Source organism: Metaclostridioides mangenotii, assembly GCF_018917235.1.
Taxonomy (GTDB): domain Bacteria; phylum Bacillota; class Clostridia; order Peptostreptococcales; family Peptostreptococcaceae; genus Metaclostridioides.
Window position 1 is genome coordinate 259,213 of record NZ_JAHLOF010000001.1, and the last position, 15,868, is coordinate 275,080.

Genomic DNA, 15,868 nt, shown 5'->3' on the forward strand with positions numbered 1-15,868 from the left:
ATTTCAATATTCACGTATTTTATTTACATATATATAAAATTTTGGAGTTTTATTATATTTTTTTAAATTTTTATTTTTTATACTGATCGATAACTCTTTCTTTACTAACTTTTATATCATCTCTATTTACTAAGTTTATGCCTTCAAACCCTATTTTATTATTAAAAATTCTTGTACTCTGAACCCTTATTAATATATCAACAAAAGCCTCTGCAATTCTGCTATTTTTAAGTCCTATCAAATCACTAAAATATAAGTCTTCAATAGTTTTTTCAAGGATGCATTCAATTCCTTTTTCAAGTACAAAACCACTGTCTTTTATTAAATTTAGAGTTAAATTATATAGCTCATGTGGTCCTCTATTCCCAAATTTTAAAAGTATTGGAAATATAGAGTTTTGAGATTTGTATTCAGTTAAATTTTTATCATAATTTTCAGATTCATCTATTAAAGCCACTATTATTTTTTTACCGTTTTCTTCAATAAATTTATAAATATATTGTAAAATTTCTTTATTACTACTATCTTCAAAAAATTTATTAACTCTATCTATTATAAGTATTTTTCCTAAATGCCTATTTAGTAATTCATACACACTTTCTCCACTATGATAAAAGCTTATTATTTCTGAACTATCTAGAGTTACAGGCTTTTTATAATCTATAAACCCAAGTGAATAGTACATTTTAGATAACAATTTCAATGCTGGTTTTTTACCTGTACCTTGCTCTCCAACTAAGATGATATTTTGGTATATTCTAGAATCCCTATATAGACCATACTTCTTTCTTTTATTTTGAATTTTAATAAATTTGTATTGTTCTCTAAAAAAATTCTCAATATTATCGTTAAAAGTTAGTCGACTTAAATTATCTTCTAAATTAAACTCGCTGTCTGTATTTATTATATTACTTTTATCTATATCAGTAGATATAATCAAATTCATATCATATATATTAGACTCGCTTTCAGCAACTCTTATACTCTGATTTCTAATTATATCCTCTACATAATTTTTTACTAAACGCCCATTCCTTGACTGTTCCTCTATGCTATCACTTACAAAAATAAAGCTATTTTTTAATGCTTTGAATCCTGAATTAGATATTCTAAATCCTTTTGATTCTATAAGTCTAGTTGCCATTTCAAATAATTCATTTGGCTCGTAATCTTCAAAGACAGTCCACTGAGGAAATTTTGATTGTAGTCCACTATTTGTCTCAAAAAATTCCTTCATTTTATCTTCATGCCCAGACAATATTACAATGACATCATCAGAATAATTTTTTATTAGATTCAGTAAAGTATCAAATGCAAGTCGTCCAGTATGATCACTGCAAAGTGAATAAGCTTCATCAATATAAAGAATTCCGCCTATTGCCTCTTTGAACTTATTTTTAGTTTTTTTAGGAGTTTCAACTACAGTTTCAGCAACAAAGCTAGATCTGTTTGTCTCTATAAGTTGGCCTAGTTTCAGTACACCCATACTGTTTAACATCTCGGCTACTATTCTAGCTACACTAGTTTTACCAGTTCCTGAATTTCCTATAAAAACCATATTTAAATTCTGTTCAACTTTAGTATTAATACCCGCAGCTCTTCGTTTTTCTTGAGCAATAATAAGCTTATACTGACTTCTTAGTAAATCTTTTACTTGTGGTAAACCTATAAGATCCTTTAACTTTTTTTCTAAATCAAATTTTGTATTAACTTTGAAGTTAAAGTTATCTTTTTCTAGTAAATCAATCTCTTTATCTCTGTTTGTTAAATACTTTTTAGATGCATCCATTATTGCATTCTCAACAATGTTTCTAACAAATCTAGCGTTACCGAGATCATTTTTACCCGCAAACTGATTTCTTTCAAATAGATCTATTAATCCAGGTTTAACATCATCTGCTATCCTATATCCTTTGGAATCTGCTATATTAACTGCAATATCATACATTTCCCTAGGATTATAATCTTCAAAATGAATCCAGTTTGGAAATCTTGACTTAAGTCCTTGATTAAAACTTAAAAATCTCTCCATGTCTTCTTCATATCCAGCTAATATTACTACTAAATCGTCTCTGTTATCCTCTATTCCTTTTAAAAGTGCATCTACTATCTCTTTTCCTACCTTATCTTCTTCGCTTTCACAAAGTGAATACGCTTCATCGACGAACAAAACTCCTCCGATAGCAGAATTAATTATATCATTTGTTCTTTTAGCTACATCTGCAGTATTCTCCGTAACAAAATCTGCTTTACTAACTTCTTTAAACACCCCCTTAGATAACACACCAAGGGCATTTAAATATTCAAAAGTAATCCTAGCTACATTTGTTTTACCTGTCCCCGCATTTCCTGCAAATATCATATTAAGTGATATGTTAGACGCTTGTAGCCCAAGTCTATGTCTTATTTTTTGAACCTTAAAATTAGTCCTCACATTATCTATAAAATCCTTAAGATCTTTTATACCTATAATAGAGTTTAATTTGTATTTAGCTTCTTGTAATGTTGGCGTAGAATAATCATTTAAATTATAACTTTCACCTTGTATCTTACAGAATATATCATCATTTTCAACATATATTGCGACAGTGTTAATTCCCTCATTTACATATCTATACATCAAGTTCGTTATTGGTTTTGTAAATATATAAGAAACATATTCTGATACACCAAAATTACTATCTCTTTTGTAATTCTTTTGAATAAATTTATATAGTTTAGTATATTCATCAGTGTCGCCTTTTTGAGCCACAATATCTACTTTAAATTGATTTTCTATCGTCTTAATAGCATTTATTACTTCTCTTTCAAGAAGCTGACTCTTCTCTTCTTTATTCAATTGCTTTGTATATAGAAGAGAATCTACTTTTTTTATAAATTCCTGTCCCATAGTTTTTTCTATGTTAAATGAGATATTATTAGCTGTAAATACTAAAAATTTTTCTTTACAATCTAAACTCTTAATGGTGTCTTTGTCTTCATCAGCTGCTTTTACCATAAATTTATTTTTTACTACGTACTCATCATCTAAATCTATATGACTGTTAGGGTGTATCTTTGAGAGTATTCTGATAGTATCTTCATCAGCTTTATCCGCATGCTTAAATAGTATACACTCTACTTCACTATTTAGTGCTTCATATAAATCTGTTAAGAACGCATAATAACCAAAATTAAAATTATAAGAAGACAAGTCTAGCTCTACTATTTTTTTATTAATTTTACTTGAGCTTTCAAGATTTAAATTTCCAAGTGCTTCAAAGATTTTCCTAACACTAGTTTTCTTTCCAGTCTCTTCATCTCCAATTAAAAATAACATCCCACATTCATTATTTTTAAACTTTTCGTAAAAAAAGCAACATAAGTCTGAAATAAATTTATCTTGTCCAATCAATCTATCAGTTAGTTCTTTTTCAATTTTATTTAACTTCTCTTTTATCCTATCATAATTATATTCCATTTCTTAATCACCTCTATGTAAAGTATTATAGGTGCATCCTTTAGAATGCACCTATATTTTATATACTATTATACATATTGTGCCAAGCTATGTACAATTTTATTCTTAGTTATATCAAAGTTTTTGTATGTTTTCACTATGTAAATTACATTAAAATTAATTTTTATCATTATATAATTTAATCTTTAATTGTAAATGCTATATTTCTGGCTAATTCTAAAAATTAAATCTATAATTACATAAAATTTACAAAAGTAAATAAATATGATAATAATGTAAAAACTATTATATAAGTAGAAAAGAATCATTTATATTTAGAATTTTCCTTCCTTATATTATCTCATAAACACCTTACTATACTTATGTAAAGAATATAAATAAAGTGGTACAAATATAAGGTTCTCTCACTCTAAAATAAGTATAAACTTAAGAACTTATATTTTCATAGATAATAAAGATTCTAGAAAATGGCAAATATATTTGACTCTTTAGTAAAATAGGATATAATATTCTTTGTCACTGAAATGCTACTTATGGGGGCAATTCGGTGGCAAATACTTATTTTTAGGACTTTTAAATTTATTAAATTTTTAGAAATATTAGTATTTCAACTTTATTTTAATTTTCACTTTACTTGATGCAAGAAAAGGAATATAATCTAGAGTTGATTACAAAAATATATTTACAACATAAATGAAGGAGGTGAGATTTTTGAAGAATATTCTTGAAATTTTTAAAGGTGATTTAAAAGACATCAAGGGAAATTATACAGTACTCGTTATAGTAATAGGTTTAGCACTTCTACCATCGCTTTATGCATGGTTTAATATAGAAGCCTCGTGGGATCCATATGGAAATACTAAAAATATGAAGGTTGCCATCACCAATAAAGATAAGGGTACAGAAATCTCAAACCAAAAGATTAATGTCGGTGATCAGTTGATGGAAAAACTTCACGAAAACGACAGCTTAGGTTGGCAATTTGTAGATGAAAAAACGGCTCTCAAAGGTGTAAAAACTGGTGAATACTACGCTTCAGTCGTTATTCCTGGAGATTTTTCAAAAGATTTAACTTCTTTAATAACATCGGATGTGAAAAAAGGGACAATCATCTACACTGTAAACGAAAAGATTAATGCAATTGCTCCAAAAATAACCGAAAAAGGAGCTTCAACTATCCAGCTTCAAGTTAATCAAACAGTTGTTAAAACTGTCAGTGAAATTATATTAGGATTCTCAAACGAAATTGGAGTAGGATTAGAAAAAGAACTTCCAAAATTATCAAAGGTAGAAAATTCACTTAAAGATCTGCAAGGAAAATTCTCAAACATTGATAAAACAATGAATACTGCGTCTAAAGCGACATCCAAATTAAATGACACAGTAAATGGTGTGAAAAATGATTTACCTACTATAAAAAACACAATCAATGATACTAAAAATCTTTCTAATGATATTAAAGGATTTTTGCAAGATACTAATAACAATGTAAATAGAATTGCTCCACTTATTAAGTCTGATCTGAATTTAATAGTAGATATATCATCATCTGCTTCTACTCTAACATCTGATTTAGTAAATGCAGTTAATAATGGGAGTGAAGACGCAAATAAAATACTAGATAATATAAACAATAAGCTCTCTAGTACAAAATCTTTAAATCAAACTCTACTTGATTTTGTAAGAAAACTTGACGAACTATCCAGCTTACATTCGTTTACAAATGTAATAAATAAATTGGAAAATATGAATTCAAAAGTCGACAGTGCAATAAGCACAGTAAATGAAATTAAAGGACAAATAGCAAGTGGTCAAAAACCTTCTGTAGATTCTTTAAATAACCTTAAAAAGATATGTGATGATATAGGCTCTCTAGGAACAGATTTACTAAACAATTTCGATAGAGATATTTTAAATCCTATAAACAGTATATTTGAAGGTGGAGTTAAAGTAGCAAATGACATAATCGATGTACTAAATAAGGCTGAGAATAAACTTCCAAAAGTAGAAGAAATACTTACTCTTTGTTTAGATATATCTAACGATGCAAATGACACTGTAAAACTGGTACAGGATAAACTTCCTGTAGCAAAGGGAATGGTTGATGAAATCATAGGAGTACTAGATAAAATAAATAATAGTGAAGATATGCAAAAACTAGTAGAACTCTTAGAAAGTGATATTTTATCAAAATCTGAATTTTTAAAAGAACCAGTAAAAGTTGATACTAAAAAGCTTTATCCTATAGATAACTACGGAGCGGCTATGACTCCTTTCTATAGTGTTTTATCAACTTGGGTTGGAATATTACTATTATCTGCCTTATTGACTACAAGTGTTAAAGGAGACTATAAGCCTTATGAAGCATACTTTGGTAGAGCTCTTACATTCTTAAGTATAGCTCTTGTACAAGGTTTTATAATCGGAGTTGGAGATATACTTCTCCTTGGAGTAAAAATGGTACACCCAATACTATTTGTATTACTTTTAATGTTTACTAGTATGGTATTTAACTTTATAGTTTACTCATTGGTTTCAGTATTCGGAAATATCGGAAAGGCTATGGCGATTATATTATTGGTACTTCAAATCGCTGCTGCTGGGGGAACTTTCCCTATACAAGTAACGCCTAAATTTTTCCAAGTTCTAAATCCATTGCTACCATTTACTTACGCTATATCGGCTTCTAGAGAAGCTTTGGGTGGAATTTATATGCCTAACTTGATCAAAGATCTGATTGCTATGGTAATATTTATGTTACTTGCAATTGGAGTAAATGTATTCTTAAAAGGTCCGATTAATAAATTTGGTGCTCCACTTAAAGAAAAATTTGGTCAAAGTAGACTTACAGGTCATTAAAAACAAACTTAAGATTCTTTTTAAATATATAATAAAAAAGATCTATAAAAAATTAATTATTTTTATAGATCTTTTTTTATTAGTATTTAATACTTTTTCGAGTTTAGTAGAAATTTTTAATTTTATTTCACTGTACTATCATTTTTCTTATTATCCATTTTGTTTTCTACCTTATTTTCAACTTTAGCTTTCTCATCATTTTTAGCTTTTATATGGTAGTTATGCCCTTTGTTATCGCCTTGATGATTGTGATGATGATCTTTATGATCTTGATATCCACTACTTACTTTATGAGAATTATTAAATTCATTAACTTTTTTCTTTAATTCATTATAATCATTGTTATGTTGTCTGTGGCAATTACCATAATGAGTACCATAATTATAATCAAAATCATTATATCCATAATCATCATCAAATGACATATTCATTTGATTTTGTTGGCTATTATTTCTTATTGCTTTATAAGATGCATATGCACCTACGCCAGCTAATGTAGCACCAGTTATCATCATTGAAGTCTTCATCATTGATCTTTTTTTTGGCATTATTGCATCTGCCATCATTGATTTTTTTGACATATTAAACATATATATTCTCCTCTCTATTTATTATATTACTTGTAATTAGTATCTGTATTATTTAAATAAAAATTATGTTTTAAGTAAAATACATTATTTACAACTAGATACAAAATATATAAATTTTATATTCAATTAACCAATTTTTTATTTTTTTGAGATAATTTTTTTTTAAAATTTTATTAAATTAACTTAATTCTACTATGCAGACGCAGTTCTGCTCACTGTCATTTTAACAACTTTAAATAAGAACAATCCAGCCACCAAGTTTAAAACTGTTGCAGGAAGCACTGCTACTACAAATAATGCCGTAAATGAACCTGGTAGACCTACAATTAGTTTTGCTGAGAGTAAAAAAGAAGTTCCACTAATTAAAGTTCCTATTGGTAATAATAAAGTTGTAACTACAGTATCTTTTTTCTTCTCAGTTAATTTTTTTATTAAAGGTAATCTATAAACAATATACATAAATACGAACATTATATTTACAGTTATAGTTTTATCAACTATATTTGGTATTTGTCCTGCTGGGAATTTTGTTGTTAGAGCTGTAAAGACTCCTGTTATAATCCCTGCTACAAGGCAAGTCTTATAGTCATCTTTATTAAGAACCATTATTACAAACAACATTGCTAGTGCCATATCAGGCTGTATTGGTAATCCTAGGGCTGGTGTTAATTGGTGCAACAGTAAACCTATCGCCAGTAGTATTGAGTTTAAAACTAATTTTCTTGTATTTGTTTTCATATTCTTTCCTCCATGATATAAATTTATTTTTATTTTTAGCAAAATAGTCTATATGATAATTTTCATTCACTGTTCACAACATGACTTCACCTCCCTAGACGAAATTTTTAAATTCTATACATTTTTTGAAAATAAAAAAACTCCGTCCTAAATCAATAGGACGGAGATTATCCGCGTTGCCACCTAAATTATATAGCGACTTCTAATCTCATTTTAAAAACCACTATACATCTCATTTCAAGTACTATCATACTCTATCCGCTATAACGTGCGTCATCCCGATAAAGCCTAGTATTGTTTGCACAATTTCAGCCAATTCCTCAGAGGCCCATTCACCAAATTATTTCTTGTTGAGATTCCACCATCCTCAACTCTCTATTTTGAACCTAAATTTGATTACTCTTCCTCATCAAAGGATTATATATTTTATTTAATCTGTTTATATTATCATATTCAAATTTTTTAAAAATGTCAATAACTTTATTTATATTTTATTTATCTTTAATGAGATAGTACTTCATAACCTGCTTCTGTTACTAATACCATAATTTCCCATTGAACTGAAGGTTTTTTATCTGATGTATAAATCGTCCATCCATTTTCTTCGTCTAAATAAACTTCTTCTGATCCCAAATTAATCATTGGCTCAATTGTAAAAACCATGCCTGGAACTAACAACATTTCAGTCCCTTTTTTTGAAACATAGCTTACAAAAGGATCTTCGTGGAATTCTTTGCCTATACCATGTCCTCCTACTTCCTCTACTACAGTATATCTATGTTTTAATGCATGGTTATAAACGGCCTCTCCCATATCCCCAAGAAATCCCCATGGCTTCACTTGTTCCAGCCCTTTTTGGACACATTCCTTACAAACTTGTACAAGATCTTTATATTCTTTTTTTACGTTACCTATACAATACATTCTAGAAGAATCAGAGAAGTATCCTTTATATATTGTCGAAACATCAACATTGATAATATCACCGTCTTTTAACATTATATCTTCTGATGGTATTCCATGGCATACTTGATTATTTATAGAAGTACAGCAACTCTTTGGATATCCTTCATAACCTAAGGTCGCTGGAATGCCTCCCTGCTTTGTAGTTACATCATTTACCCAATCATCTATCTGCTGTGTTGTGATTCCTTCTTTTATATGCTCACCTATATAGTCAAGAACACTTATATTTATTTTTGCACTAGACTTTAAGCCTTCAATATCTTCTGGTAACTTTAATAAATCATGTGATGGAACAATATGTCCTTTTGATCTATATTTTTCTATTTTTTGATCAAATGCTTCATGACATGTTTTATATTTCTGTCCACTGCCACACCAACATTTATCATTTCTACCTATCTTCATATAACCACCTCTATTATTCTGTCATACACATTTTATAAATTGTAACTTTATTATACAGTATAATTTAAGTACCTATATATTTACAATAACAGTTTTTAAAATGTTTTAATTGGATTTAAGTCAACTTCACTTTGAACTACTTTTAAATCAACCTTTTCATCCAAGAATTCCTTCATTATATCTTTAAATATATACTCACTTTCAAAATGCCCGCAATCTATAATATTCATTCCAATGTCTGACGCATCTTGAGCCTCATGATATTTAAGATCTCCTGTTATTAATACTTGTGCACCTGATTTTTTTGCATCTTTTACATAACTACTTCCAGATCCTGTTACAACAGCAATTTTTGTAATATCCGAATTTAAATCCCCAACTACTCTAATATAATTCATATTTAGTTTCTCTTTAACTAATTGAGCTAGTTCTTCCAGATTCATTTTTTTATCTAATTTCGCTATTCTACCAAGACCGAAAACTTCGCCTTTATTTTCTATTTTATATAAGTCATATGCAACTTCTTCATACGGATGTGATTTTAGCATTTCATTTAGAACAGAATTTAGAACTTTTTTTGGAACAACAGTTTCAACTTTTATCTCTTCTACTGTCTCTAACGAATTTATTGCTCCTATAAACGGATTTGTACCCTCTTTAGGCATAAAAGTACCTTTGCCATCAATGTTAAAGCTACAATGGCTATAATTTCCTATAAAACCAGCTCCCGCCTCACACATTTTAAGTCTAACCGTATCGGCATAATCTTTAGGTACATAAACAGCCAATTTGTAGAGTTGTTCTGAATATGTCACGTCTAATATTTCGCTTTTTTCAATACCTAAGAGACTCATGAAATAATCATTAAGGCCTTCATTTGCTATATCAAAATTGGTATGCATACTGTAGATTGCTATATCATTTTTGATTAATTTATGTATAAGCTTGCCTTTTAATTCCGAAGTTGTAATTCTTTTTATCTTACTAAAAATAAATGGATGGTGAGTAACTATTAAATCAATATCATTCTCTATTGCTTCTTCTATAAGTTTTTCATTAGCTTCAATGCTTACTAAAACCTTATTTATTTCACTATCCCAATCGCCAACTAATAAACCAACATTATCCCAATCATAGGCTAAATTAGTCGGATACTTTTCTTCAATTACTTTTATTAAATCACGTAATCTCATTTGATCACTCCTCAATAGTTTTTCTAATTTCTATAAGTTTAGCTATCTTGGCTCTAGTTTCATTTTTCTTTTGTTCTATTGATTCACTATCAATATTTTCTAAATGGTCAAGTACATCATTATAAGACTTCAGCTTTTTATCTACAAAATCCTTTAAAAGAGGATCTCTTTTTTGTACAAGCTTTTCGCCTACTTCAAAGTATATTTCGTTTTCTACCTCAGAGTATTTACCCGTATACTTAGCCACAATTATTTCATAAATCCTAAAATCCTCTCTTACAAGTACCTCATCTATAATCTCATAACCATTTTCAAGCAAATACATTCTCAATTTGTTTTGTGCTTGCATTGGTTGAAGTATTAACTTTTTAAGGCGGTGAGCTACTTCTTTTTTATTTTCTAATATATCTGAAATAAGAATTCCACCCATTCCTGCTATAATTACCTCATCTACTTCACCTTGATTTAATACGTCAATTCCTGAACCTAATCTGAAATCTACTTTATCTAATAAATTGTTCCATTTTACAAATCTTTTACCATTATCAAGAGGCCCCTTATTTATATCCGCCAATATTGCAAAAGGTACTATATTATTTTTTAGTAAATGTACTGGAATGTAACCATGATCTGTACCAATATCAGCGACTTTGCTGCCTTTTGTTACTAGGGACGCTATTGTTTCTAACCTGCTAGTCAATTTAATATTCAATTTATAGCTTCCTCCTTATAAAATATATCTGTTAAAAATATAAAAGAGCTGTTAATTATCAGCTCTTTTATATTAATCTAAGTAATCTCTAAGTTTTTTTGATCTACTCGGATGTCTCAATTTTCTTAAAGCTTTAGCTTCTATCTGTCTAATTCTCTCTCTTGTCACATCAAATTCTTTTCCGACTTCTTCAAGAGTTCTAGCTCTTCCATCTTTAAGTCCAAATCTCAACTTTAAGACTTTTTGCTCTCTCTCATTTAGAGAATCCAAAACATCTTCTATTTGCTCTTTAAGTAGAGAATAAGCTGCTGCTTCTGCAGGAGCTGGCGCATCATCATCAGGTATAAAATCACCTAAGTGGCTATCTTCTTCCTCACCTATTGGTGTTTCTAAAGAAACTGGATCTTGAGCAATCTTCATGATTTCCCTAACTTTTTCTTCTGTCATATCCATTTCTTTTGCTATTTCTTCTGGCTTAGGATCTCTACCTAGCTCTTGTAGTAACTGTCTCGATACTCTTATAAGTTTATTGATCGTTTCAACCATGTGCACCGGTATTCTTATTGTTCTAGCTTGATCTGCTATTGCACGAGTTATTGCTTGTCTGATCCACCATGTTGCATAAGTACTAAATTTATAACCTTTTGTATAGTCAAATTTCTCAACTGCCTTTATTAGACCTAAGTTTCCTTCTTGGATCAAATCAAGGAACAACATGCCCCTTCCAACATATCTTTTTGCTATGCTGACAACTAGCCTAAGGTTGGCTTCAACCAGTCTTTGCTTTGCTATCTCGTCTCCGTCGTTCATCCTCTTTGCATACTCAACTTCTTCATGCGGTTTAAGTAGAGGTATTTTTCCTATTTCTTTTAAGTACATTCTAACTGGATCGTCTATACTTATACCTTTAGGTAAAGACAAATCAACTTTTTCCAAATCTGCAGTAGACGTTTCATCAGCGATATCTTCATCAACCTTATGTTCATCCAGTACGGCTACATCTAGGTCATCGTCTTTAGATGAAAAGTTTACTGATGCATTTCCTTCTTTTGTATCAATAACTTCTATTCCAAAGTTACCAAATGTTTCATAAAGACTCTCTATTTTATCCTTATCTATCTCAGTATCTGAAAGTGCTTCTACAATTTCTTGTAGCGTAAGAGATCCTTGTTTTTTTCCTTTTTCAATTAAATTCTTTGCTGCTATTTTACTTGATTCTTTAATAGATTTATTCTCCACACTTAAACCTCCTTTCACTACAAACTCTTTAACATTTTATTTATCTCAACAATTTTCAAAGCTATTTCCATAATTTTACCATCTACCTCTTTCGCATCATGATTATTCTCTAATTCTTTTTGCTCTATTAATAATTTCTCTATCTTTGCTTCAAGTGTATTTCTTTTGACTGTATTTAAAATTTCATCTATCTCTTTTGTGTTTTCGAAATCAATATTTTTTAAGCTCATAGAACTAATATCTTCAAAATATTCTTCGTCTATACAAAAACTTTCACTTTTGTCAATAGTTATTTTATCCATTTCTCTATTTTTAATAATAAAATTCGCAATTTTTTTGTTTTTTTCAATAAAAAAGTCGTCTCTACTTATCTTTAGTAGTATTAATTCCCTTAACTTTTTACTTTCTAACATTATTTTTAATAATAATTTTTCGGAAATAATTTTGCCATCAGTTCTAACTTGAATTTTTTCAATAGGTTTTTCCTTTATTTTATTATTAAACTTACGGTTATATGATTTATTATAGTTATTTCCGTAAACTTCTCTTTTTACAGAGTCTATACTAATACCCATAGATTGGCTTAAATAGTTTATATAATAATCCATATCTATAGGGCTTTTTAATGTCTTAATTATATTACAAGCTTCCTTTATATACTTTACTTTATCATCATCTTTGTTTAGATCGTATTTTCCTCTAAGATTATCTATTTTGTACTTTATATAGTGAGTTGCATTTTCAATTTCTTTCTTATATTCATCAAATCCATATTTTCTGATAAATTCGTCGGGATCTTTGCTATCTCTTAAATTAAGTACTTTGGCATTAATACCTGCTTTAACAAGTATATCAATTGCCCTCAGTGTAGCTTGTACTCCCGCTGAATCCGAGTCGTACGAAATGATTACATTATCCGCGTATCTCTTTATAAGAGAACTTTGCTGATCTGTAAGTGCAGTTCCAAGAGTTGCAGATACATTCTCTACTCCGTATTGGACTAATGAAATTAAGTCCATATACCCTTCAACCAGTATAATTGTTCTATTGTCGATCTTCTTTCTAGCAAAGTTCAAACCATATAAGTTCTCCCTCTTATTAAATATCAATGTTTCAGGTGAATTTAGATATTTCGGAATTGAATTGTCTAAAGTCCGACCACCAAAAGCTATTATATTTCCCCTATAATCAAAAATAGGAAACATAACCCTGTTCCTAAATCTATCATAGGTATTACTTCCGCCCTTGTTCTCTAATATTAATCCACATTCAAGTAATTCCTCTTCACTATATCCCTTTGTAACTAAAAAATCTTTGAGATTGCTCCAAGAATCTTTAGAAAAACCTAGGCCAAACTTTTTTATAATTTTGTCACTTAAGCCTCTTTTTCTCAAATAATCGTAACCTTTATTTCTTCCTTCTGTTAGATTCGAAAAGTAAAATCTAGCGGCTTCGGTGTATACATCTTGAAACTTTTTGGATTTCTCTATTTTTATCCTAGTATCATTACTTATATTGGTATTTATTTCTAATCCACATTTACTAGCTAATAGCTTTACAGAATCCATAAAGTCTAAGTTTTCCATTTTCATTACAAAGTTTATTACATCTCCACCTTCACCACATCCAAAACATTTGTATATTTGTTTAGATGTATTTATATGAAATGAAGGTGTCTTTTCACCATGAAAAGGACATAATCCTTTATAATTTGAGCCAGACTGCTTAATTGCCATATACTCTGAAATTATACTTGATATTTCACATCTAGATTTAATTTCATCTATAATGTCTTTCATATCATTCATATTATCACCTTCTGGTGTGATTATTTTTTATGTTAACATTTCCATTTTACACGATATTGTAAATTTGTCAATCACTCTTGTACATAATTCGACTTTTTATGTTGATATCCTTCTTAAAAATAAAATTTTTTTATTTAATTTGAATTATTTTAATCAAATTTGACTTTTTATGTTTTTATTAATCTTTAATAAAAAAGTGGATTAGTTATCTCCTTTATTAAAGATTAATTACAATATCTATATCTCTAATATAAGGTTAATTTATAAACCTACAGACTTTATTAAATTTTCAAATTGCTTAAAATTAAGAGATTGTGCTCCATCTGAAAGTGCATTTTCGGGATCAGGATGAACTTCTATCATCAATCCATTAGCACCACAAGCTAATGCAGCCTTTGACATTGGTTCAATTAAATATCTAATACCTGTGGAATGACTAGGATCAACTACTACAGGAAAACCGGTCTCCTTGTGTATAATTGGCACTGCTGCTAAATCTAAAGTATTTCTTGTGTAGTCATTAAATGTTCTTATACCTCTTTCACACATAATTATTTTATGGTTTCCTTCACTTGTAATATACTCAGATGCTCCGATCCACTCACTAATTGTTGCAGACATTCCCCTTTTTAGCAAAACAGGTTTATCTTGCTTTCCAACTTCACTAAGTAGTGTAAAGTTCTGCATATTTCTAGAGCCAATTTGGATTATATCAGCAACATCGTAAAGATATTCTAAGTCTCTAACATCCATAAGCTCTGTTATAACTGGCAACTGTATCTCATTTTTCACTGATTTTAGTATATCTAATCCTTCTCTTCCTAATCCTTGAAAAGAGTCTGGAGATGTTCTTGGCTTATATGCACCTCCACGAAGTACATTTACTCCCGTTTTCTTGACAAATTTTGCAGTTTCTAATAACTGCTCATAGCTTTCAATTGCACAAGGACCAGCAATCATCAGTTTGTCTTTTTTTAAATCTATGATACTTTCATATGATCTAATAATTATATTCTCATTGCAATTTAATGTATTATCTTTCATTAATTAAAACTCCTTTATCCTTTACCCCTTCAATATCCACCCCAGGAAGAAGATCTAAATAATGTCTAAGTTTTTTCCCCTTAAGCATTATATCTTCATCTAAATCCAGTAGTGGTATAATAACAAAAGCTCTCTGCTTTATCCTCGGATGTGGTAATATTAGCTCCTCATCATCAGAGACAAAATCATTATAAAACAATATATCTACATCTATGGTCCTAGGACCCCATCTAATAATTCTTTTTCTGTGAAGTCTCTGCTCGACCTCCTGACAAATTTGAAGTACTTCATGCTTATCAATATCTGTTTCAACTTCTAGACACATATTTAAAAAGTCATCTTGGTCAGTATATCCCCAAGCTTTGGTCTCATAAACTTTAGACAGCTTCACTATTCTTATACCCTCAAATGACTCTAAATACTCAACTGCTCTTTTTAGATTTAATAGTCTATCTCCCATATTGGTACCTAAACCCAAATAAACTTTATTCATACCTGCATCTCCTTATCTCAACGCCAAAGTAATCATAAATGCCATTAACTGGTGCCTCAGGTTTTTTAACTCTAACTAAAACTTCATTTATAAGTACAAATTTCTCCAAAATTTCTATTGCAATATTTTCAGCAACTGCTTCAATAAGTTTATATCTTCTATCTTCTACTATATTTTTAACTAAATTGTATACATCAGCATAACTAACCGATTTATTTATATTATCACTAACACCTGCTTCATGAGTATCTAAGTACAATTCAATATCTAAAAAAAATTTTTGTCCTAATATATTTTCCTCAGCTAAAACACCATGATAACCATAAAAACCTAAATTATTTAGAAGTATTTTATCCATATT

12 protein-coding genes and 1 other annotated feature are annotated in these 15,868 nt (G+C 29.3%); of the genes, 1 reads left to right on the forward strand and 11 read right to left on the reverse strand.

Features of this window, described 5'->3' with window-relative positions; all coding sequences use genetic code 11:
• Positions 1 to 70 precede the first annotated feature (70 nt).
• Entirely contained in the window at positions 71 to 3,460 is a 3,390-nt protein-coding gene (locus KQI18_RS01220; protein ID WP_216465675.1) for an AAA family ATPase, read from the reverse strand.
• A gap of 702 nt (positions 3,461 to 4,162) precedes the next feature.
• Here KQI18_RS01220 and KQI18_RS01225 point away from each other — a divergent pair.
• The gene (locus KQI18_RS01225) at positions 4,163 to 6,319 is read left to right on the forward strand and encodes a YhgE/Pip domain-containing protein (RefSeq protein WP_334299383.1); all 2,157 of its coding nucleotides are present in this window, start codon (positions 4,163 to 4,165) and stop codon (positions 6,317 to 6,319) included.
• 122 nt (positions 6,320 to 6,441) lie between these two features.
• Here the strand turns inward: KQI18_RS01225 and KQI18_RS01230 are convergent, their stop codons facing one another.
• The 10 genes from KQI18_RS01230 to folB form a co-directional block, all read right to left on the reverse strand.
• Entirely contained in the window at positions 6,442 to 6,909 is a 468-nt protein-coding gene (locus KQI18_RS01230; protein ID WP_216465677.1) for a hypothetical protein, read from the reverse strand.
• Between the two features lie 192 nt (positions 6,910 to 7,101).
• A complete protein-coding gene (locus tag KQI18_RS01235) occupies positions 7,102 to 7,647 on the reverse strand; it encodes a tryptophan transporter (protein WP_216465678.1) in 546 nt (181 codons plus the stop codon).
• Positions 7,648 to 7,800: 153 nt separating this feature from the next.
• Positions 7,801 to 8,069 (reverse strand) — a binding site (T-box leader).
• Positions 8,070 to 8,148: 79 nt separating this feature from the next.
• Positions 8,149 to 9,018 (reverse strand): methionyl aminopeptidase, encoded by an 870-nt coding sequence (locus KQI18_RS01240; protein ID WP_216465679.1) that lies wholly within the window; start codon positions 9,016 to 9,018, stop codon positions 8,149 to 8,151.
• 95 nt (positions 9,019 to 9,113) lie between these two features.
• Complete coding sequence (locus KQI18_RS01245; RefSeq protein WP_216465680.1) at positions 9,114 to 10,211, reverse strand: Nif3-like dinuclear metal center hexameric protein; 1,098 nt, start codon at positions 10,209 to 10,211, stop codon at positions 9,114 to 9,116.
• 4 nt (positions 10,212 to 10,215) lie between these two features.
• The gene (locus KQI18_RS01250) at positions 10,216 to 10,923 is read right to left on the reverse strand and encodes a tRNA (adenine(22)-N(1))-methyltransferase (RefSeq protein ID WP_236887585.1); all 708 of its coding nucleotides are present in this window, start codon (positions 10,921 to 10,923) and stop codon (positions 10,216 to 10,218) included.
• A 72-nt stretch (positions 10,924 to 10,995) separates the two neighbouring features.
• Positions 10,996 to 12,162: an RNA polymerase sigma factor RpoD gene (rpoD, locus tag KQI18_RS01255; RefSeq protein ID WP_216465681.1), complete on the reverse strand. Its 1,167-nt coding sequence runs from the start codon at positions 12,160 to 12,162 to the stop codon at positions 10,996 to 10,998.
• Between the two features lie 17 nt (positions 12,163 to 12,179).
• Positions 12,180 to 13,970 (reverse strand): DNA primase, encoded by a 1,791-nt coding sequence (dnaG, locus tag KQI18_RS01260; protein ID WP_216465682.1) that lies wholly within the window; start codon positions 13,968 to 13,970, stop codon positions 12,180 to 12,182.
• 261 nt (positions 13,971 to 14,231) lie between these two features.
• Positions 14,232 to 15,014: a 3-deoxy-7-phosphoheptulonate synthase gene (aroF, locus tag KQI18_RS01265; protein WP_216465683.1), complete on the reverse strand. Its 783-nt coding sequence runs from the start codon at positions 15,012 to 15,014 to the stop codon at positions 14,232 to 14,234.
• Positions 15,004 to 15,507, reverse strand: a complete 504-nt coding sequence (gene folK, locus KQI18_RS01270; RefSeq protein ID WP_216465684.1) for a 2-amino-4-hydroxy-6-hydroxymethyldihydropteridine diphosphokinase — start codon at positions 15,505 to 15,507, stop codon at positions 15,004 to 15,006. Before folK ends, aroF begins: the two co-directional genes overlap by 11 nt.
• Positions 15,500 to 15,865 (reverse strand): dihydroneopterin aldolase, encoded by a 366-nt coding sequence (gene folB / locus KQI18_RS01275; RefSeq protein ID WP_216465685.1) that lies wholly within the window; start codon positions 15,863 to 15,865, stop codon positions 15,500 to 15,502. The genes folK and folB overlap by 8 nt, the downstream gene beginning before the upstream one ends.
• Positions 15,866 to 15,868: the final 3 nt, after the last annotated feature.

Excerpts from the sequence above, each read along its gene's own strand:
- KQI18_RS01220 (WP_216465675.1), bottom strand. The coding sequence starts at position 3,460 with ATGGAATATAATTATGATAGGATAAAAGAGAAGTTAAATAAAATTGAA.
- KQI18_RS01230 (WP_216465677.1), bottom strand. The coding sequence starts at position 6,909 with ATGTTTAATATGTCAAAAAAATCAATGATGGCAGATGCAATAATGCCA.
- KQI18_RS01235 (WP_216465678.1), bottom strand. The coding sequence starts at position 7,647 with ATGAAAACAAATACAAGAAAATTAGTTTTAAACTCAATACTACTGGCG.
- KQI18_RS01240 (WP_216465679.1), bottom strand. The coding sequence starts at position 9,018 with ATGAAGATAGGTAGAAATGATAAATGTTGGTGTGGCAGTGGACAGAAA.
- KQI18_RS01245 (WP_216465680.1), bottom strand. The coding sequence starts at position 10,211 with ATGAGATTACGTGATTTAATAAAAGTAATTGAAGAAAAGTATCCGACT.
- dnaG (WP_216465682.1), bottom strand. The coding sequence starts at position 13,970 with ATGAATGATATGAAAGACATTATAGATGAAATTAAATCTAGATGTGAA.
- aroF (WP_216465683.1), bottom strand. The coding sequence starts at position 15,014 with ATGAAAGATAATACATTAAATTGCAATGAGAATATAATTATTAGATCA.
- folK (WP_216465684.1), bottom strand. The coding sequence starts at position 15,507 with ATGAATAAAGTTTATTTGGGTTTAGGTACCAATATGGGAGATAGACTA.
- folB (WP_216465685.1), bottom strand. The coding sequence starts at position 15,865 with ATGGATAAAATACTTCTAAATAATTTAGGTTTTTATGGTTATCATGGT.